19 protein-coding genes are annotated in these 20,621 nt (G+C 44.8%); 10 read left to right on the forward strand and 9 right to left on the reverse strand.

Translation table 11 applies throughout. The annotated features are described in order from the left end of the window. Positions 1-101: 101 nt before the first annotated feature. A complete protein-coding gene (locus ACN5NT_RS05790; protein ID WP_419174803.1) occupies positions 102-1,028 on the reverse strand; it encodes a S66 peptidase family protein in 927 nt (308 codons plus the stop codon). Positions 1,029-1,031: 3 nt separating this feature from the next. Next, complete coding sequence (locus ACN5NT_RS05795; RefSeq protein WP_136796746.1) at positions 1,032-1,832, reverse strand: type III pantothenate kinase; 801 nt, start codon at positions 1,830-1,832, stop codon at positions 1,032-1,034. A gap of 167 nt (positions 1,833-1,999) precedes the next feature. Here ACN5NT_RS05795 and cutA point away from each other — a divergent pair, with 167 nt between their 5' ends. From cutA to ACN5NT_RS05815, 4 genes are all read left to right on the forward strand, one after another. After that, entirely contained in the window at positions 2,000-2,320 is a 321-nt protein-coding gene (cutA, locus tag ACN5NT_RS05800; protein WP_176360052.1) for a divalent-cation tolerance protein CutA, read from the forward strand. Continuing rightward, positions 2,317-2,523 (forward strand): hypothetical protein, encoded by a 207-nt coding sequence (locus ACN5NT_RS05805; RefSeq protein ID WP_136796744.1) that lies wholly within the window; start codon positions 2,317-2,319, stop codon positions 2,521-2,523. Before cutA ends, ACN5NT_RS05805 begins: the two co-directional genes overlap by 4 nt. Before the next feature lie 224 nt (positions 2,524-2,747). After that, positions 2,748-4,592 (forward strand): DNA topoisomerase IV subunit B, encoded by a 1,845-nt coding sequence (locus tag ACN5NT_RS05810; RefSeq protein WP_136796743.1) that lies wholly within the window; start codon positions 2,748-2,750, stop codon positions 4,590-4,592. A gap of 66 nt (positions 4,593-4,658) precedes the next feature. After that, on the forward strand, positions 4,659-6,749 hold the full coding sequence (locus tag ACN5NT_RS05815; protein ID WP_419174804.1) for a DNA topoisomerase IV subunit A: 2,091 nt from the start codon (positions 4,659-4,661) through the stop codon (positions 6,747-6,749). A 129-nt stretch (positions 6,750-6,878) separates the two neighbouring features. Here the strand turns inward: ACN5NT_RS05815 and miaB are convergent, their stop codons facing one another. From miaB to ACN5NT_RS05845, 6 genes are all read right to left on the reverse strand, one after another. Next, positions 6,879-8,231, reverse strand: a complete 1,353-nt coding sequence (miaB, locus tag ACN5NT_RS05820; RefSeq protein WP_419174805.1) for a tRNA (N6-isopentenyl adenosine(37)-C2)-methylthiotransferase MiaB — start codon at positions 8,229-8,231, stop codon at positions 6,879-6,881. A 47-nt stretch (positions 8,232-8,278) separates the two neighbouring features. Continuing rightward, positions 8,279-8,455, reverse strand: coding sequence for a DUF4911 domain-containing protein (locus ACN5NT_RS05825; protein ID WP_167495726.1), 177 nt, complete (start codon positions 8,453-8,455; stop codon positions 8,279-8,281). 28 nt (positions 8,456-8,483) lie between these two features. Beyond that, a complete protein-coding gene (gene purB, locus ACN5NT_RS05830; RefSeq protein WP_419174806.1) occupies positions 8,484-9,929 on the reverse strand; it encodes an adenylosuccinate lyase in 1,446 nt (481 codons plus the stop codon). Positions 9,930-11,143: 1,214 nt separating this feature from the next. After that, entirely contained in the window at positions 11,144-12,820 is a 1,677-nt protein-coding gene (recJ, locus tag ACN5NT_RS05835; protein WP_419174807.1) for a single-stranded-DNA-specific exonuclease RecJ, read from the reverse strand. 33 nt (positions 12,821-12,853) lie between these two features. Beyond that, complete coding sequence (miaA, locus tag ACN5NT_RS05840; RefSeq protein ID WP_419174808.1) at positions 12,854-13,825, reverse strand: tRNA (adenosine(37)-N6)-dimethylallyltransferase MiaA; 972 nt, start codon at positions 13,823-13,825, stop codon at positions 12,854-12,856. Beyond that, positions 13,822-14,121: a helix-hairpin-helix domain-containing protein gene (locus ACN5NT_RS05845; RefSeq protein ID WP_419174809.1), complete on the reverse strand. Its 300-nt coding sequence runs from the start codon at positions 14,119-14,121 to the stop codon at positions 13,822-13,824. The genes miaA and ACN5NT_RS05845 overlap by 4 nt, the downstream gene beginning before the upstream one ends. A gap of 562 nt (positions 14,122-14,683) precedes the next feature. Between ACN5NT_RS05845 and trmL the strand changes: the two genes are divergently transcribed. The 6 genes from trmL (at position 14,684) to ACN5NT_RS05875 (ending at position 19,692) form a co-directional block, all read left to right on the forward strand. Further along, complete coding sequence (gene trmL, locus ACN5NT_RS05850) at positions 14,684-15,157, forward strand: tRNA (uridine(34)/cytosine(34)/5-carboxymethylaminomethyluridine(34)-2'-O)-methyltransferase TrmL (protein ID WP_136796760.1); 474 nt, start codon at positions 14,684-14,686, stop codon at positions 15,155-15,157. Between the two features lie 52 nt (positions 15,158-15,209). After that, positions 15,210-16,292, forward strand: coding sequence for a 3-phosphoserine/phosphohydroxythreonine transaminase (gene serC, locus ACN5NT_RS05855; protein WP_419174810.1), 1,083 nt, complete (start codon positions 15,210-15,212; stop codon positions 16,290-16,292). A gap of 192 nt (positions 16,293-16,484) precedes the next feature. Further along, positions 16,485-17,351, forward strand: a complete 867-nt coding sequence (locus tag ACN5NT_RS05860) for a radical SAM protein (protein WP_419174811.1) — start codon at positions 16,485-16,487, stop codon at positions 17,349-17,351. Continuing rightward, positions 17,348-18,412, forward strand: a complete 1,065-nt coding sequence (gene rlmN / locus ACN5NT_RS05865) for a 23S rRNA (adenine(2503)-C(2))-methyltransferase RlmN (protein ID WP_136796734.1) — start codon at positions 17,348-17,350, stop codon at positions 18,410-18,412. Before ACN5NT_RS05860 ends, rlmN begins: the two co-directional genes overlap by 4 nt. Before the next feature lie 12 nt (positions 18,413-18,424). Beyond that, positions 18,425-19,165, forward strand: a complete 741-nt coding sequence (locus ACN5NT_RS05870) for a SagB/ThcOx family dehydrogenase (RefSeq protein ID WP_419174812.1) — start codon at positions 18,425-18,427, stop codon at positions 19,163-19,165. 101 nt (positions 19,166-19,266) lie between these two features. Then, the gene (locus ACN5NT_RS05875; protein WP_419174813.1) at positions 19,267-19,692 is read left to right on the forward strand and encodes a pyridoxamine 5'-phosphate oxidase family protein; all 426 of its coding nucleotides are present in this window, start codon (positions 19,267-19,269) and stop codon (positions 19,690-19,692) included. A gap of 169 nt (positions 19,693-19,861) precedes the next feature. On the opposite strand, the gene ACN5NT_RS05880 is transcribed toward ACN5NT_RS05875, so the two are convergent. Continuing rightward, positions 19,862-20,611, reverse strand: coding sequence for a hydrogenase (locus ACN5NT_RS05880; RefSeq protein ID WP_419174814.1), 750 nt, complete (start codon positions 20,609-20,611; stop codon positions 19,862-19,864). Positions 20,612-20,621: the final 10 nt, after the last annotated feature.

Raw genomic sequence — 20,621 nt, forward strand, 5'->3', positions numbered from 1 at the left:
AACCAGACTCTTCTATAGCATTATTGCCCTTTGAAGTCAAATATCATATCTCGTTAATGGAACATGTTTTTGGTAAATCCTGTCACGCAAAACTAAACATACTACTCGAATCTCAATTCACCGCTACCACAATCCATGATCGCAGTCGCTCCCAAGGGAATGGTGAGATTGTCCGGACAATGCCCTGAAGGAAAATTGGCCCATACAGTGGCCTGGCTGGTACGAGTCAGTTCCTTGATACGAGTCCATATATATTCGAGGTTCCGCATCTTTTCAAGGAAATCGAGGTTTTGGCCAAAGTTGAAGTCACCGAGAATAATGCCCTTTACCTTGTCGAATTTTCCAGCCAGACTGAGTTGAGTCAGCATCCTGTCAAGCCGGTAGAGTGGTTCACTTACGTCTTCGAGGAGAACTATTTTATCCTCCCAGCTGAAATCAAACGGGGTTGCCAGAACTGTCATGAGAGTACTCAGATTGCCACCGACAAGCATTCCTTTTGCTTCACCTTCACCACGTATGATTTCAAGATTTTTAGGAGTAATTCCTTTGCCCCAGTTACCGGTTATGCAGTGATAAAATCTTTCCAGAGCCGGTGGAGTACAATCGCAGAGGGAGGTTATAACCGGGCCATGCAGGCAGAGAAGCCCAGCTTGATGAACGACCTGATTCAACAATAATGATATGTCCGAAAAACCCACCAGCATTTTTCGCTCTCTCCTGATCAACTGCATATCGACGTCGCCGGCCAGGCGAAGACAGCCGTAGCCGCCCCGTGCAGCAATGAGCCCTTTAATTTCCTGATCGGCAAAATTCTTATGGAGCTCTGCAAGGCGGTTGGTATCAGAGTCGGCCAGGTAGCCGTAGCCCGGCCACATAGTTCTTGGGAATCTAGGTTCAAACCCCATCTCGGAGAGGATTCTGATACCAGTCTCAAAGCGGCTGATATTCGGTAATTGACCGGCTGGAGCAACGAGCCCGATAGAGTCTTTCCTGGCAAGTGCTGTGGGATGAAGCATTGTTTCAATCATGGTTTATGCGGTTTGTTTTCGGTTATAAATAATACGCAATCCGTCGAGAGTCAGGAGAGGGTCGACATAGTCAATACAATTAGAATAAGGGGAAATGAGCCGTGCCATTCCACCGGTGGCAATAACCTTGAACTCCTGATCGTCTGATTCGGTCATTTCCTTTCTGATACCGGCTATCATTCCGTCGAGCATCGCACCGTAACCATAGAGGATACCACTCTGCATGGCTTCAACGGTATTCGTGCCGATCATTTTACCTGCTGGTTTGGACACATCTACGTGTGGTAATTTAGCAGTCCTGGTCGAGAGAGCCTCAAGGGATATGGCCACCCCGGGGAGGATCGCTCCACCGAGATATTCGTTTTTGTCATTTACACAGTCGAAGGTAATTGCGGTGCCGAAATCAACGACCACCAGGTTGCACCTATGGCGTTCAAATGCTGCAATGGAATTCACCAGTCTGTCTGCGCCAACCTCAGAAGGGTTTGGGAGCTTAATGGAGATCATATCGTTGACATTTGTATCCGAAATAGCCAATATAGGTTCCGCCAAATGACTGAAAAAATGTTTTTTGCAGCAGGATATCCAGGCACTCTCAAGGGCTGGAACCACACTGGCCAGTACAACCCCATTGATTTTTCCGGTGTCTATTCCCTCCATTGCAAAAAGCGAATGGTAGCGAATTGCCAGTTCATCGTCGGTTCTTTTGCGATCAGATTTGAGTCGCCATCTGCCGATCAGTGAATCTCCGTCGTAGAGCCCTGTGACGGTGTGTGAATTACCGACATCAATGACAAAAAGCATAGTATCTCCTTTAAGAGCTTGCTGAGTGAGAATTTTGTATTTGAACAAATCCCTGCTAGAATATTCAATCGAGGCCAAAAAGAAAAGGGAGATGGTGACGGTGAAGATCGGTCACAATCACTGTAAATCAAAAAAATCCTTAAATATAAATAATATATGGCATGAAGATGGCAGAAGCGCTTATAGTTACGACAACTCTTGAAAGACAGGAACATGCCGAAAAGCTTGCACGAGCGTTACTCGACAATCGTCTGGTCGCTTGTGCGCAGATTCACGGACCAGTGAAAAGCCTTTACCATTGGCAGAATGATATCGCTGAGTCTATTGAGTTTGTTCTCTCTGTAAAAACCCTGGAGTCATTGTATCCTGAGGTAGAGGCACTACTTTTAGAACAACACCCATACGATGTGCCCGAAATAGTAGCAGATCAACTTGTAAAAGTGAATGATAAGTATCTTGCTTGGATGTATCAGGAATTGAAGAAATGAGTGAACGTGTTAAAAAGGCCGGGTACCGCCTCAGAAAGCTTGGCGAATATCGGTGTCATTGCTGTAATGAGAAAAAAGAATTTTGCTGGAGTTGCCCATGTGGTTTCCAGATCTGTAAGGAATGTTTTGAGGAAAACAAATGGGGAATTTCCAACGGCCCGACCTGGATCTGTCCTGACTGCGAGCGCATCCGCATGATGTAGTTCGTCACGCACTGAGAGCCTTCGGTCCTCTCGTCCTGCGACCCCTCAACGCATCTATTACTGGATTGTTATTTAACATCAACTTGAAGTTTAGTGGAATGGTGCGACTTGACTGGCCTTATCAGGAGTTGGGTACGCTTGGTTTCTGGCTGTTGCCAATTACTATAAAATACAATACTATGTCGGCAATTCGATAAAGCTCAACCTCTCGCATTATATAGAATATGAACGCATCCACTCACAATTATGACGAAAGTAAGATAAAGACCCTCAGTTCCCTCGAACATATCCGAAAACGTCCGGGCATGTACATTGGGCGCCTGGGTGATGGTTCGAACCAGGATGATGGTATTTATATTCTGCTTAAAGAGGTGGTGGACAACTCTGTCGACGAGTTCATCATGGGGGCGGGAAAGCGCATTGACATTACCCTGGAAGACGACGGCACAGTGAAGGTCAGGGATTTTGGCCGTGGTATTCCTTTGGGGAAAATTGTCGATTGTGTTTCGGTGATCAATACCGGTGCAAAGTATAATACTGATGTTTTTCAGTTTTCCGTCGGCTTGAATGGTGTAGGCACCAAAGCTGTCAATGCCTTGTCGAGTTTCTTTAAGGTTACCGCCTATCGTGACGGGCAGTTCGCTACAGCCCAATTCAAAAATGGTGAACTTGTCTCGCAGGATGCAGGAGAGACCAAGCAAAAGAATGGCACCAGTATTGAGTTTTTTGCAGACCCGGAAATGTTTCCTGATTTTGCGTATGACCTCAAATTTGTTGAAAAACGAATGTGGCGCTACGCGTATCTCAATGCCGGATTAAAGCTCTACCTGAACAAGGCCCTGTACTACTCGGCTAACGGTCTGCTCGATCTGCTTGATAAAGAGTTGGACGAAAATAATATCTATACACCGATTTATTACAAAGATTCTGTGTGTGAGTTTGCATTCTCCCATGTCGATTCCTACGGTGAGAATTATTTTACCTTTGTAAATGGTACCTATACCAGTGAGGGCGGCACCCATCTTTCTGCATTCCGTGAAGGAATCCTGAAAGGGATTAATGAATTTTCAGGTAAAAAATTCATTAACACCGATGTGCGGGATGGAATAGTCGGTACTCTGGCGATTAAGATTAAGGAGCCTGTTTTCGAGTCGCAGACGAAAAATAAGCTCGGCAATACTGAGGTACGTTCCTGGATAGTCAATAAGGTCCGGGAGGCAGTCTCCTCCACCCTCTATAAAAATACAGAAATGGCCGAATTGCTGCTGGACAAGATCCAGCGCAATGAAAAGGTGCGCAAGGAATTGCAGACCGTGCGCAAGGAGGCCAGGGCAAAAGCCCGGAAGGTCGCCTTTAAAATACCAAATCTGAAAGACTGTAAATATCATCCGGGAAGGGGTAAGCCGTCTAAAGAGGGCAGGGATAACATGATCTTCATAACAGAGGGTCAATCTGCTGCCGGTTCCATTGTTTCTTCCCGCGATCCGCTGGTTCAGGCTGTTTTCTCCTTGAAGGGAAAGCCCATGAACGTGTTAGGGCAAAAACTCAATATTCTCTACAAAAACGAAGAGATGTATTCCCTGATGAGGGCTCTTGATATCGAAGAATCCATCTCAACTCTTCGTTTTGATAAGATCATCCTGGCCACCGATGCCGACGTCGACGGTCTCCATATCAGAAATCTGCTGCTCACTTTTTTCCTGCATTATTTCGAGCCGTTGGTGAAACTTGGGCATATTTACATCCTGGAAACCCCTATTTTCCGGGTGAGGAATAAACAAGAGACAATCTACTGTTATTCCGAAAAGGAAAAGGTTGCCGCCACCAAAAAACTGCAGGGCAGAGGCAAGCGGAAAGTCAATGTGGAAACTACTCGCTTCAAAGGGCTTGGAGAGATTTCGCCGAAGGAGTTCAAACAGTTTATCGGACCTGATATTCGGTTACGCGATGTTACGCTGGACTCTCTGAGCGAAGTACCGAAGGTTCTTGCCTTCTACATGGGGAAGAACACACCCGAGCGTAAGCAATACATCATGGACAACCTCCTCTCGGTTGAAGAGCAGGCATAAGATAGAGTGGTAAGAGGCGATTAATTAAGACCAGCAATAACAGCAGAGGCAAGATCGAGTAACTGAATGGATTCTTCACCAGGTAAACTGCATAAGCTTTTTGACGAGAATTTTCTTGAGTACACCTCCTATGTTATCAGGGAGCGAGCAATCCCTGCCATTGAAGATGGATTGAAGCCAGTACAGCGACGCATTCTCCAGACCTTGTTCAATATGGAGGATGGCAGGTTTCACAAGGTAGCTAACCTTGTCGGTGAGACCATGAAGCTACACCCCCACGGTGATGCTTCGATTTTTGCTGCTCTGGTCAATCTGGCCAACAAGGGCTACCTGATCGACAGACAGGGAAATTTCGGTAATATCTTTACAGGTGATCAGGCTTCTGCCGCGCGATATATTGAGTGCCGCCTGTCACCCCTTGCCAAAGAAGTCCTTTTTAATAAGGATCTTACAGAATTTATCGAGTCGTACGATGGCAGGATGATGGAGCCGGTAACTCTACCTGCTAAAATTCCGATGCTGTTGCTACAGGGGGCAGAGGGTATTGCGGTGGGCATGGCCACCAAGATTATGCCTCATAATTTCTGTGAGTTGCTTGAAGCACAAAAGGCAATTTTACAGGGTAAAGAGTTTATTCTGTATCCCGATTTTCCTAAAAAAGGTCTGGTAGATGTCTCAGGGTATGATGACGGAAATGGTAAGATCCGTTGTCGGGCACGGATTGAGGAAGAGAACGATAAAACGGTCATTATCAAGGAAATACCTTATTCTACGACCACTACTTCCCTCATAGAGTCGGTAGAAAAAGCTGCCAAGGCCGGCAAAATTAAGATTGTCTCAATCAGTGATTTCACCGCGGAAGATGTCGAAATTGAGATAAAGCTGGCTCGTGGTATTCACGCCGCCGATACGATAAAGGCGTTATATGCATTTACCGATTGCGAAATTTCAATTTCACCGAATCTGACCCTGATTTGTGGTGATCGGCCTGATACGCTTTCGGTTTCTGAAGTCTTGCGTTCAAACACCGAAAAGCTTGTAACCGATCTGACCAGGGAGTTGGAAATTGATCTTGGCAGATTGAAAGACAAACTTCACGCCAGGATGCTCGAGCAGATCTTTATTGAAGAGCGACTGTACAAAAACATCGAGGAACAGACTACATACAAGAAAGTCGTCGATACGGTTGAAAGCTCTCTCTTGCCTTTTGCTGACGAGTTGATTCGTCCCGTTGTGCTGGAAGATATTGAGCGGTTGCTGGAAATCAGGATCAAACGTATTTCAAGGTACGATATTCAGAAACAGCAGAAAGAGATTCGTCAGATCAATAAGGAAATTAAGGTAATAGAGAAGTCTCTCAAGGATATGGTCAAGTACACCATATCGTATCTTGATAAAATTCTGGAAAAATATGGCGCAAACTTCCCACGACAAACCGAGATAACAGAATTCAAGGAAGTGAGTGTCAGAAAGGTTGCGCTGTCAAACCTCGTTGTAGGCTATAACCGTGAGACCGGTTTTCTCGGACACCAGATTAAAGCTGAAGATGAGAAAAAAGGGGACTTCTCAATACCGTGTTCGGAATATGACAGAATATTCCTCCTTTTTGAGAGCGGTGTTTATAAGATCATTCCGGTTTCAGAGAAGATATTTATTGGTCATGACCTGCTTTGGGTTGGCAAAGTCTCTAAAGACCTCGTCTTTAACATGATATATCGGGATGGTGCGGAGAATCTTGTTTACATCAAGAGATTCAAAATGCCGTCCTTTATTATGGAGAAAGAATATCGGGTCTTTGCCGAAGATAAGCGCTCAAAAATATTGTTGCTCAGTTTTGGCGAAGGTAAACATGCCAGGGCCAATCTTATACCATCACCACGTGCCCGCTCTAACTCGGTAAATATCAGTTTTGATGAATATCTCCTGAAAGGGGCGGCCGCAAAAGGCAAACGACTGTCAAACAGAGTGGTTCGGCGTGTTTATGAAACCACCGAAAAAATAAAAGTGACGGAAGAGGAAAAACAGAATCTTGTCCTGCCGGGTCTGGGGGAATCCCAAATTTCCAAAAAAGATTTACCAAGTGGCAAAGAAGGGCAGGAGGCTGACTCCAGCCAGACGCCAGATGTGAAACCAGCCGGGGAAAGCGAGGAAAGTTAATCTGTGTGACAGGTTGGTAAAATCTCTTGCCGCAAAATCAGAAAAGGGCTGACAGTATTTTTACTGTCAGCCCTTTTCTGATTTTAAATATGTTGCGTTCTGAGTGAAGAAATTCGCTTTACCCTGATATCAGCTGTTGATTTTCCCCTTGAGAGAATGCTGACCGGCATGATAAATCTCTGTCATCAGAAGGTCACCGGGTCGGATATTGTCACCAAGCCCTGAACTATCGACATGGACAATGTGATTGGTAGTGGTGCGGCCCTTGATACTGTCACTATTAATGGATTCCACCATTATCTCTTTGGTCGAGCCAAGGTATTCCCTGTTTCGTTCAAGGCTGATCTCATCCTGACGTGCTTGAAATTCAATGAGCCTTCTGGTCTTCACATCCTCAGGGACTTTATCGTCAAAATCGGCTGAACGCGTACCAGGCCGATCTGAGTACTTAAATGAGAACGAACCGTGATAACGGACTTGCTCAAGCAGATCCATCGTTCCCTGAAAATCCTCTTCGGTTTCCCCTGGAAATCCCACAATGATATCAGTGCTTAACGCGATTTCCGGGCGATACGAGCGAAGTGTATCAACCAGTTCAAGATACTGCTGAACAGAATATTTTCTGTTCATTCTTTTAAGAACGGCATCGGATCCGGCCTGTACCGGCAGGTGAAACTGCGGACAAAGTATGGGTATATCCCTGAAACAGCGCATTAACTGATCGGAAAGATCTTTAGGATTTGAGGTAGTAAACCTCAATCTGGACAAGCCGGGTATTTCCGCAACCAGGTGCAACAGGTCGGCAAAAGAGCAGGGGAGTCCGTTATCTGTTACAATATTGGTTTTACCGTAGGAGTTCACGTTTTGACCAAGCAGGGTTATCTCTTTGATACCTCCCTCAATCAAAACTTTAATTTCGTCGATTATGTCACTGACTTTACGTGATACTTCACGCCCGCGTGTGTAGGGGACAACACAGTAGGAACAGTAATTGTTGCAGCCCTGCATGATGGTGACAAATTTCCTGAATTCTGCCGGTTTGTTTGCAGATAAATCACTATCAGGCATAAATCGGGGAATATCGTAATTATCCTGCAGATCGATAGCAATAAAACCGGGATTTTTCCTGGCATACTCAAGACACTCGCCGATCCGGTAAATATTTTGTGTTCCTATGATCAGGTCAACATGGGGCATACGTTCGAGTAATTTTTCCCCTTCCTGCTGAGCAACACAGCCAGCGACACAGATTTGCATCCCTTTATTGCTTGCCTTTGCTTTTCTCAGCATTCCGAGCAAACTCATAACCTTCTGCTCTGCCTTGGCCCGGATGGAGCAGGTGTTCAGGATAACAAGATCAGCCTGTTCCATAACCATGCCTTCGACATAGCCGTGCATGGAAAGGGTTTGGGACATGATCTCGGAATCCCGTTCGTTCATCTGGCATCCAAATGTCTTTACAAAAAATGTTCTTTGATTCATCACTTCTAAACAGAGTAAAATTTACCAGCCCTTATAAAAAAAGGAATTTACACCAACTTCGGGGCAATAGAGCTGAGAAGACCATAAAGCTCTTTTGCTGAGTCAGAAATATAACGAACGCGGACTATACCGTTTTTTCTGTCGTGGCTGGAAAGGATGGCCAGATTATCATATCCCTCCAGGATAAATTTCAATATATGAAATTTATCCGGAGAGATTCGCAAAAATATTTCCTGGGAAAAGCTCATTTGATCAAACGGAGAGTGAGGCGTCATATTCGCCTATAAATTCTTTATTATCCTCTAAAACAGGGGATACTATTTCTTTCAGGAATTCTTCAGTCTGCTCGGCGGCCCGACCGGTAAATTTCTGGTAGTCGCCAATGAGTTCATTGAGTTCAGCCATAGAGAAGGGGACACGATCATCGGCGGCCAGACGGCTGAGCAGATCATTATCTCCTCCTTCCTCTTTCACAACCTTACCCGCAGCAACCGAATGCTCCTTAATTACTTCATGCATTTCCTGTCTGCTTTCGCCACGCTCAACTGCCTCCATGAGTATTACTTCGGTTGACATGAACGGCAATTCTGACTTGAGATGCTTTTCTGTTTGTTTAGGATAAACAACCATATCAGAAGTAATGTTAATGAATAACTTTAAGATTGCATCTGTTAAAAGAAAAGCTTGGGGGATGTCCATTCTGCGAATTGCAGAGTCATCCAGTGTTCTCTCAAACCATTGATTGGCATATGTTCCAGCGAAATTCTGTGGCAATCCCATAAGTTTACGGGCAAGACCAGTCATACGCTCAGAGCGCATTGGGTTGCGCTTATAGGCCATGGCAGAGGAGCCGGTCTGTTGCTTGGCAAAGGGTTCTTCCTGGGTTTTCAGATTGGAAAGCAGACGCAGATCAACCGCAAATTTATGCGCGGTAGCACCAATTCCGGAAAGTGTTTCAGCAAGCTTCATATCAAGCTTTCTGCTGTACGTCTGACCGGTCACAGGAATTGTACCGGCAAATCCAAGCTTTTTAGCAACTAATTCGTCGAGTTCACGAACCTTTTTATGATCGCCCTTGAACAGCTCGAGAAAGGTGGCCTGGGTGCCAACAGTACCTTTTGCTCCGCGAGCCTGAATGCGGCTTAAGAAGAAATCAACATAATCAAGATCAGAGAGCAGATCCTGAAGGTAAAGGGTATTTCGTTTACCTACAGTGGTGGGTTGGGCTGGTTGGTAGTGGGTATAACCGAGAGTTGGCAGGCTTTTGTGCTCATTACAAAACTCACCAAGATTTTTGATAACCTGAAGCAGGGCGCTTCGAATAAGTTCGAAGGCTTTTTTCTGTACAAGGAGGTCGGTATTACATACTACGAACTGAGAAGTGGCGCCGAGGTGGATGATGCCGGCAGCCTTAGGGCATTTGGTGCCGAATTCAAAGACATGTGCCATGACATCATGCCGAATTTCCTTTTCCTTTGCAGCAGCCATGTCGTAATCGATGTTATCGACGTTGGCTTTCATTTCGGCAATCATCTCTGCAGAAACGAGCTCAGTGAGACCAAGCTCATATTGAGCTTCAGCGAGAGCGACCCAGCACTTTCTCCAGGTAGTGAATTTCGTTTGCTCAGAAAAGAGCTGCTGCATCTCTATGCTCGTGTATCTACTGACAAGTGGCTCTTGATATATCTCTCTGTTCATTCTCTTCACCAGTGTAGTTTGTAGTGTGGTACCCAGAGTTAACGCAAAATTATATAAACTGTCTGCGGCCCCTCAAGCGATACGTCGTGTTGAGAAGCCTTTGGGAATTGTAAAATGCAAAACTACTTACTTTACCACGAAACAGCAAAAAGTGAAACCATCCTGTTATCCACATCGACCAAAACCATCGCAAACTCATAACCATTACAATCGACTTTAAATAAACCATTTAAGCTATGTCGCATAATGTATATTATGTATATATATAAATAATGCAATAAGAACAAGCATATACAGCATTTGCCTCCCCAGGTCGTTCACACCTTCATTGCTGAATCAGCCGAACATCAAGAACTTAAAGAACTGCATGAACAATACATTTAGGCTGATGTTTTGCTCCAGAGAAAATCTGATGATGGTTTGGGTGTTCCCCAGTGAATCATTTGCTTTTGGCAATATGCATTTTATTTCTGTCTCATCCTTTAGTGGAAAAATCTGCAGTATGTGCGCTATGCGGTTTGCCCTGCTCTGGTTAAAATGGGTTTACGCATCCCACTGAGAATCGAGAAAACATAGTTGTTTTTTATTCACCTGAGAATTCCCGCTTTATAGAGCCTTCCCGTTCCTTTGGGCGCGTTGAGAATCACAAAATTCTGATCAATATTTTTCAACTCATAAATATTCGCCCTGGAAACAGCTAACTTGACCTTGTTTTCTTGCCGGATAGGATCTGACTGGCAATTGAAGCCAAATCAAGCAATACGCTTCTCCAGAAAATCGTCTGATTTGGATATGTGGCTGTAAAGCCGCAATTATTTACCTTTTAAAGAGAAAAAACAGGCTATTGGCTGAATTCAGACCCTGATCTGTAATCTGATGCTCAGTAATACCTCTCCTCAAAGAAAGATAAGACGACTTTTCCCAAAAAAAGAAATTTCCTCCAGGGATGGCTAAAATACAACCATTAGCAACACATGACAATGCTTTCTCTTCGGAATTATTGCAGGAAAAAATACAGTTGGATTGGATTTTGGCGGTCAGGATGCTATGCGTGCCTCGTATGAAGCGGATAATTCGTTATAAAAATAAAATTTCTCTCAATTCGCACTTCTGAAGGCATAATTCTAAAAAGCACCCGGCAATGTCGCATAATGTTAGCGGTCGGGATGTTAATGATGACGCTTATTGACAAAAAAGTCAGTGAAAGTGTGTTCTCAGATCTCTATTATTCGGAGTTGCCACTCCACAGAACCTCGAAATCTATTCATCATTGGTGTAAAAGTGATTGATCTCTCAGGTTGCTTCTTCACTTCTGAGATCCGCTCCCCCAAACCGAAACCAATAGCTCGATAATTCGTGTATTTACCACGCACAATGAGTTGTAAATGCTGTCCAAGCCCACCTATTGCCTTGCAGGAAATTACCTGCGCTTTTGGGTCGGTGAAAATCGGTTTTTCGTTTTCCGGGCCAAACGGCTCTAATTTCATCAGGTAATCAATGGCATTCCCGGACATTACCTCGTCCAGATTACATTCTATGTTGAGAGTGTTGCCTTGAGCACCCTGTAAAATATTCATTTTTTCAAGCTCAACATGGCGACTCATCTCTTCTCTGAAAGATTTTATGTTATTTGCAGCAATTGATAAGCCGGCAGCCATAGCATGCCCGCCGTATTTTCCCAGGAGATGTGAACAATTGTGAAGACAACCCAGCAGGTCTATTCCCTCAACAGAACGCCCAGACCCTTTGTATGAAGTCGATTCATTTTCACCCTCTTCTGCAAATACAACGGTTGGCTTCCGATACACATCCACTATTTTTGACGCGACAATACCGATAACTCCTGGGTGAAAATCTCCAGCAACTACTATAGCGGATTTTTCAGCAAGGTTACCCCGCTGTATCAATGTTAAAGCAGTTTCTAGGTTATCTGAACAAATAGACTTTCTTCTTTCATTGTATGATTCCAGCTTTTTTGCCAGATCGCTTCCTGAGGTATGGTTGTCACAGGTCATCAGCTCCACAGCGACATCAGCCGTACCAAGTCTTCCAGCGGCATTGATGCGTGGCCCAATTGAAAATCCTATGTCTTCAGAGGTTAAAAGTGAGCCGTAGAGTCCGGCACTCTCTAAGAGATATCGCAAGCCTGGAATTGAAGAATTGGGTAATGCCTCCATACCTGCTCGTACCAGGATACGATTGGTTTCTGTTATTTCCACGAGATCCGATACCGTTCCAAGAGCTACAAAGCCAAGATAATCTTTGAGATTTGGCTTCTCGTTCTCCCTGAAGTACCCATGTTTTTCTAATTCTGACCTGACGGCTGCGGCAAGGTAGAAGGCAACACCAACTCCGGCCAGCTTTTCGCTGGCAAAATCACAACCGTCCTGATTAGGGTTGAGGATTACGCAACCAGGTAAATCCCCTAAAGGGAGCTGGTGATGATCTGTGACTATAACTTTTCCACCAAGTTCGAGAATTTCTGCAACTTCCTTACTGTTTGAAATTCCGCAGTCGACAGTAATGAGAAGGAAATTATCAATTGAATGCGTACTCTTGAGTTGTTCAAACACCTCAGTGTTCAGGCCATAACCATCTGTTAACCTGTTCGGGATATGCCAATATGGTTCAATGCCTAATTTTCTGAAGAAATTTACTAAAAGTGAAGTCGCTGTGGTGCCGTCAACGTCATAATCACCCCAAATGACGATATCATCGCCCTCCTCTACCCCTTTGACAATGCACTCAACTGCCTGCTGCATGCCCTTCATCTTTAAAGGATGCGGAAGAGTTTCGAGTTTAGGGTGAAGGAAACGAAAAATCTCCTGATCATCTGTGATGTTTTTTTTGGCGAAGATTTTTTTAATAAGTTCTGGAAGTTCGTCTTGCATATTGTCTCTGGCTTTAAGGAATTTAGTATCTATTTAGTGCTGTTTTTGCAGCCAGTTAGACATATGATCAATTATGATTTTTTTGTTTTCAACTTCAAACCATTCAAGATCGGTAATTTTGTTGAACCAGGTATACTGGCGCTTAGCGTATCGCCTGGTATCACGGGCAAGATATTCCATCATTTCCTCGTAATTCCACAATCCGCTCAAGAAGTTCAACATATGCCGGTAACCTATAGACTTCATGGAGTTGAGATTTTCATGATAACCCATCTTGAGGAGCCCCATAACCTCCTCTTCCAATCCCTGTTCAAGCATGATCTCAGAACGCATATTGATACGCTCATAAAGTTTCTGCCGATCGCAGGTTAAACCAACCTGCAAGATGTTATTCACTATCCCGTTTTGCTCTGACTGTTTCTGGCGACGCAGATGCTCAGACCAGGGAACCCCGGATGCAAGGTAAATCTCAAGCCCTCTGATTATTCTCAAAGTATCGTTGGGATGGATTCTATCGGCGCTAATACGGTCACATAGGGATAATTCCTCGTGTAGTTTCGAGGTGCCCTCGTTTGCCGCTCTCAGCTTAAGCTGTTCCCTGATTTCACGATCTTCGGGAACACCGGCAAAGAGACCGTCAACAAGTGCCTTGAGGTAGAGTCCAGTGCCTCCGGTAAGTAAAGGTGTTTTACCTTTTGCAATGATTGCAGCAATTGCGGCGGCAGCTTCTTTGACAAAACGTGCCGCATCATATTCTTCATCGGGGTAAGCAACATCAATAAGATGATGAGGGATCCCCGCCATCTCTTCCGGCTTGATTTTCGCGGTACCGATATCCATGAATTTGTAAACCTGCATGGAGTCAACACTAATGATTTCGCAGTTACAAACCCTGGCTATTTCCAGGGAGAGATCTGTTTTGCCTATAGCTGTGGGACCAACAAGAGCAAGTACCGGGGTGTTCGTCAGTTCTTGGTAAATCGTGTCTGTGGATTCGGTCATCATTTAAAAGTGATATGGTTTGCGAGCTGTGCAGATCGCTTTTCGCCTATTCCAGGTATTTTTTCAAGTTGTTTTATCGTTGTTACCGGTCCATGCTGCCTGCGGTGTTGCACTATCCGTTCTGCCATGGCAGGACCGATCCCGGGCAGTGTCGACAGAAGCGAGTAGTCAGCGCTATTGATAGGTACAGGTTCAAAGAAAAACGGTGTCAGATGAGAAGCTCTATCTCTATCAGCATCAACGGATTCATCATGTTGCTCATTTACAAGTGTCAACTCACCATTTACCTGACGAAGCATTACCTTCTCCGTTACGACAGTGCTGCACCCCAGTTCAGAGTAAAATTGACCTAAAGCTTGAGTTATCAGGTATATGGCAGCTAATACGAGTAGAATCAGCTGATTAGCATCTAGATTACGAAATTCTCTCATTAGATCTGACGTTAATCTTACAATTAGAAGATTGAACCACATGGATATCTAATCTATCGCATCAGGAGTCACCAGGAGTCTGTTGGATTAAACCCTTTTCAACTAACTCATCGTTATCGAATGAAAAATAATGCTCGCAATATCAAAAATATGGCTCTGCTTATTTTTCCTTCGATGTCTCGATTTGAGTGAAAATCGCAATAGTCCGACAGTCTCCTAGAATGTATCTTGAAAAGGGATTATTGCAATAATCATTTGCCGCTGTCAGAATTCGATCAGCCAAAAGGAACGTTTTTTCCTTGTGTTGCCTGAAATCTGGCTGTATAAACCTTGCTTCCAGTCAAAAAATGTTACCGGAAATCCCTTGATGGGTACAAGGTGCTTTCGGTAAACGCTAAACCCTTGTAAATCAAATCGGATAAGTAAAGTGATGGATTCAGCAAACACATTTAACATAGTACTCGTTCAACCTGAAATTCCACCAAATACCGGCTCTATAGCCAGGCTGTGCGGAGCAACAAAAACCATTCTTCACCTTATTCATCCACTGGGTTTTTCCACTGATGATAAACACTTAAAGCGTGCAGGGCTCGATTATTGGCAATATGTAGACATTGTTTACTGGGATAGCCTTGATGACTTTTTAGAACAGCAGGATGAAAAAAGGCTCTACTTTTTCACCACAAAAACTGACAAGCCTTTTACAGACGCACAATACAAACCCGGTGATTTCCTTATTTTTGGCAGGGAAACAAAAGGGTTGCCTGAAGAGATAAGAACATTGTATTCTGACCGTTGCTATACGTTACCTATGCAAAGTCCTGATATCAGGAGTCTGAATCTAGCAATGACCGCGGGTATCGTCCTCTACGAAGCACTACGACAGAACAATTACACGATTTAAGTTAACAGTTTTCAGTAAGGAAATTGTGTTGTTATCCAAGGAGAATCCTAAAATGCCAGAGAGAGTCTTTAATTTCAGTCCAGGGCCCGCCACCCTTCCCTACGAAGTTCTGCAGCAGGCAAGCAAAGATATTGTCAATTTCAAGGATTCAGGTATCGGACTCATCGAAATCAGCCATCGCTCAAAAGAGTTCATGGCAGTTATCGAAGATGCCGAATCGCTTTTGCGAGAGCTTATGGCGATTCCCGATAACTACAAAGTACTCTTTCTTCAGGGCGGAGCTTCAAGCCAGTTTTTCATGGTGCCGATGAATCTTATGGTTGGGAAAAAGGCAACTTATCTCAATACCGGCACCTGGTCGAAAAAGGCCATTAAAGAGGCAAAGCTTTTCGGTGATGTCGATGTGGCATTTTCCAGTGAAGAGGATAGTTTCAATCGCGTGCCAAAGCAGCAGGAATACAGTGTCGCAGATGATTCAGAATTTCTCTATTTTGTCTCGAACAACACTATCTACGGCACCCAGTTTCATGAGATGCCGGAAACTGAAAAGATGCTTGTTTGTGATATGTCTTCCGACATTCTTGCCCGAAAGATAGATGTTTCCAAATTCGGTCTTATATTTGCGGGTGCCCAGAAAAATCTTGGGCCGGCTGGTGTTACCTTGGTGATTATCAGGGAAGATCTTCTTGGTAAAGCACCTGAGAGTACGCCTACCATGCTGAACTATAAGACCCATGCGGATAAAGGGTCTATGTTCAATACCCCCCCTACTTTTCCCATTTACATAGTGGCTGAAGTATTGAAATGGCTGAAGGCTAAGGGTGGTGTCACGGAGATGGAGAAAATCAATCGGGAAAAGGCAGCTCTCATCTATAGTGCGATTGATGCCACTGACTATTATCGTGGTCATTCAGATGCTGATTCACGATCAATCATGAATATTTCTTTCAACCTTCCCACGGCTGAACTTGAAGCAAAATTTATCGCCGAAGCAGCCGAAATCGGACTTAACGGACTCAAGGGCCACCGCTCCATAGGTGGATGTCGTGCTTCCATATATAATGCATTCCCAAGGGAAGGCGTTGTCAAACTGGTTGAGTTTATGAAAGAGTTTGAGGCAAAAAATCCCGCATAACAGATGTGCTGAACATGGGGTGTTGCTGTAATGTTTTCGGGCTGGGATACAATACGTTATCCCGGCCCTTTTAGGTCTATAGATTTCTAAAGACTACAACTGAATCACACCAAAAGCAGTGAAAAATTCGCCGCTGCGCTGAACTAAGCTGGTTGATTTTCATTTCTTCAAATATCTTATTTAAAGAGGACTATGCATTACGTAGGACAAATCATCCGTCCACCGAGCGAAGCGCATTCGATCATCCTTCAGGTGACTGTGGGCTGCTCACATAACAAGTGCACTTTTTGCGGTGCTTACAAAGATAAGCGCTTTGAAATCAAAGAAGATCCGATTGTGCAAAGTGATTTAGATTTTGCGGCGCAATATTGCCGGAATCAGAACAAGGTCTTTCTTGCAGATGGTGACGCACTTGTTATCCCCTTTAAGAGATTAAAAAAAATATTTTCAGATATTCGGATAAAACTCCCATGGGTAAACCGAATATCTCTTTATGCCAGCGCCAGGTCAATACGAAGCAAAAGTGTCGAACAGCTCGTTGAGCTGAAAAAGCTAGGACTTGATCGGGTCTATCTTGGTCTGGAGAGCGGTAATGACAAGGTGCTCGCTTTAGTAAAAAAAGGCGAAACGGCTGAGTCCATGATTGCAGCGTCCGAAAAAATCAGGGAGGCCGGGCTGTTTCTTTCCGCAATGGTTATTTTAGGTTTAGCCGGGCGTGAATTGTCCAGCGAGCATGCGATAGAGACTGCAAAAGTATTGAATAAGATGCAACCCAAAAGAATTGCTGCTCTGACTCTTATGCTGCTCGACAATACAGAGCTTGCCAGACTCTATCGCGATGGCCGATTTGAGCTACTCGAGCCAGTTGAAATGTTAAAAGAATTGAGATTGTTGATAGACAATCTCGATACGCCCAGTCAGTTTTTTGCCAATCATGCCTCCAATTATCTGCCGATCATGGGACGGGTGCCCAGAGACAGGGAGAAAATGTTGGAAATGATTGATGATGGATTACAGTATACACACCAGCTTGTACCTGAAGGTTTTAGAAGGTTATGACAGAAAAAAAGACAGATTTACGTAATTTTGACCAGGAACAGCTGATTCAGTTTGTGGAGAGCCTGGGGCAACCGGCATTTCGAGGTAAGCAGATCATGGCATGGCTCTATCGGCCAGGGATAAATGATTTTGCCGAAATGACCGATCTTGCCAAATCTTTTCGAAAAGTATTGGCAGAACACGCCTACTTATCGAGTTTTACGAATCCGATTATTGAGAAATCATCGGACGGTTGTGTGAAGTTCGGTTTTATTCTCGATGACGGACACATTATAGAATCGGTGCTCATTCCAGAGCCAGATCGAAATACGCTCTGCATTTCGTCCCAGGTTGGTTGTGCTATGCACTGCTCTTTCTGCCTTACCGGAACAATGGGTTTCAAACGTAATCTCACCGCAAGTGAGATCGTAAACCAGGTCTGTGCAGTACGGGATTATCTGTTGGCACAGCCGGAGGAAGATCTCATCGGCCCCGACAGGGTGACAAACCTGGTATATATGGGCATGGGAGAACCATTAAATAACCTGAAGAATGTTATCACTTCGCTCTCTATTCTTACGGAACCGAAAGGCCTCGACCTGACTGCTCGCAAGATCACTGTTTCCACCTGCGGAATTGTGCCGAAAATGCGAGAGCTTGGCTTAAACTCAAAGGCCAATCTGGCAATTTCCCTCCACGCGGTGGACGATAACACCCGTGACGCACTTATGCCTGTCAACGAACGATATTCACTTGACGAGTTGTTGCAGGCCTGTAGGGATTTCCCCATGCCGAAGCGTAGACGAATCATGTTCGAGTATATTCTGCTTGCAGGTATTAACGATTCTGATAAGGATGCCAGGATCCTGGCTAAAAAACTTCGAGGTATCCCCTGCAAAATCAATCTTTTGCCGTACAATGAATGTGCTGAACTTCCCTATAAGAGTCCACCTCGTGACAGGATGCTGGCATTTCAGAAAATCTTGCTGGACGCTCACTATTCAGTCTTTATAAGAAATAGCAGAGGATCAGATATTTCAGCTGCCTGCGGGCAGTTGGCTGGCAAAGATCAAGCAAGCTAAGGAGGGGCCGATATGGCGTCTGGAGATATGGTTTCGATGCAATTTATGCAAAAAAGCAGTATCTCAAGAAACGGATTGAAAGCTGAGAGATCGCCGATGCTCAAAGCGGCCCCACCCTTTAAAACCTATCCCGATGCCCAACGCTTTAAGCTGCCGGAAAAAAGCAGCGGCTTCACACCTCAAGAACCCGATCTGAACAAATTGCTTAAAAAGAGGAGATCTGGTCGGGTTTATTCAAAAGCACCAATAGCTTTTGATTCTCTTGCCCACATTGTCTGGGCAGGACAAGGAGTAACAGCTGCAGCCGGAGACAGGCTTTTTCGTACGGCACCATCAGCCGGAGCTCTCTACCCCATCGAAACCTATCTCTCTGTTCAGAATGTCGACACTCTCTCTCCCGGCCTGTATCATCTCGATGTAACCAACTTGGCCCTCGAATACATTCAGGAGGGGCATCTGGGGAGCCAGATCACCAGGGCGTGCCTCGATCAAACATTTCTCTCCCAGGCTGCTGTTATATTTATCTGGACAGCAGTTTTTATGAGAACTTTACCCAGATATGGCGATCGCGGTCTCCGGTTCATTTTCATGGAATCAGCTCATATCTGTCAGAATATCCTGCTTGCAGCTGAAGCGAATGATTGCTGGGGGTGTCCGGTTGCAGCTTTTTTTGATGCCGAGATGAATGATATTCTAAAAATTGACGGGGTACATGAGGCAACTATCTACGTGGCTGCTATAGGAAAGCGATAACAATTGGATTGGTTGCAAAAAAACTGCCGATAAGCGAAATTGATTATGACGGATACAGTCACCTACAAGAACCTCTGAGCACTGCCGAAAGGACGTACGATATGCCTGATCTAAAACAACGTATATTGGAAATCATTGCTGAGCCGCATCTTGCCAGTTTTGCGACACTGACATTACAAATGAAACCCTGGGTAAGATATGTAATTGCTGTTGGTGATGATGATTTGACGATTCGTTTTGCCTCGTATGTTGACTCAAGAAAGATTGAACAGATACGGGCAAACCCGGAAGTGCATATGACTTCCGGGGTATCTGGTTTGGCCGATCTGAACCCGTATCTGCAGATTCAAGCGACAGCAACTTTTTCAACAGACCATCACGACAGGCACGGATTCTGGAACGAAAAGCTTCGCTCAATTTTTGCCGGACCTGATGACCCGTTGTACTGCGTGGTGATCATATCACCTTACAGAATCGAGTATTGCCGACAAGGCCCCTATGAGCCTGATGTGTGGATTAAAATATAAACTCTGCCAGAGGGTGTTTTCGTTTCTGTTGAATGGCCAATTAGAATGAGCCCGAGCATACCAGAAAATAATATCAAGACAGCAGTGTTTCACGTATCTGAGTGACCAACTCTGACCCATCCCTTCAGTCTCTGTATAGATTGAAGGGATGTGTCGTTGCTAAAAGAAGTTACTTAAAATAGTTCAGCAAAGCATGCAAAGTTGTCAACGGATGTGGCGGACAACCGGGGATGTAGAGATCGACAGGAACCAGGCTGCTTAAGTCACCGATGATCTCTTCACTGCCGCGAAACGGGCCGCCTGAAATCGAGCAGCAGCCGCTTGCAATAACGACCTTGGGCGACGGCACCGCCTCATAAGTATCTATAAGTGCCTGCCGCATATTGCGCGAAATTGGCCCGGTGACATGAATACCATCTGCGTGTCGCGGAGATGCGACAATATCAATACCAAATCGAGAGAGGTCAAAAAACGGTGTATTAAGTACATTGGTATCAGCTTCGCAGGAATTGCAACCCGCTGCCGAGACCTGGCGAAGCTGAAGAGAACGTCCAAAGAGTTTTTTGAAGTGCTGTTTTGAATGATCAGCCAAAGCTGGCAGTGCCCCACCGGTAACAAGATCTTCCCGGTTCGCTGCCCCTAGTTCAAAATTTTCGCTGAAGCTGACAAATGCACCCCCTTCCCCTTCCACCGATTCGCATTGACCGCAAAAGGTACAACGCCCCAGATCAATAGTTTTTTCCGTAGCGTCAATTGCTTCCTGCGGGCATATACAAACACACTCAGCTATAACATCTGCACTGCAATCTGTGTTGATTACCGGCATCCCTCGATAGCGATGATACAGAGCAATAGGCTCTTTGGGGTACTTTGAGGTTTTGTTCCCCTGCTCAAGTTTGTTCTTTAGTATTTTCAGCATAGTTCAAACC

The sequence above is a fragment of the Desulfosediminicola sp. genome, from assembly GCF_048381775.1.
Lineage (GTDB): Bacteria > Desulfobacterota > Desulfobulbia > Desulfobulbales > Desulfocapsaceae > Desulfopila > Desulfopila ganghwensis.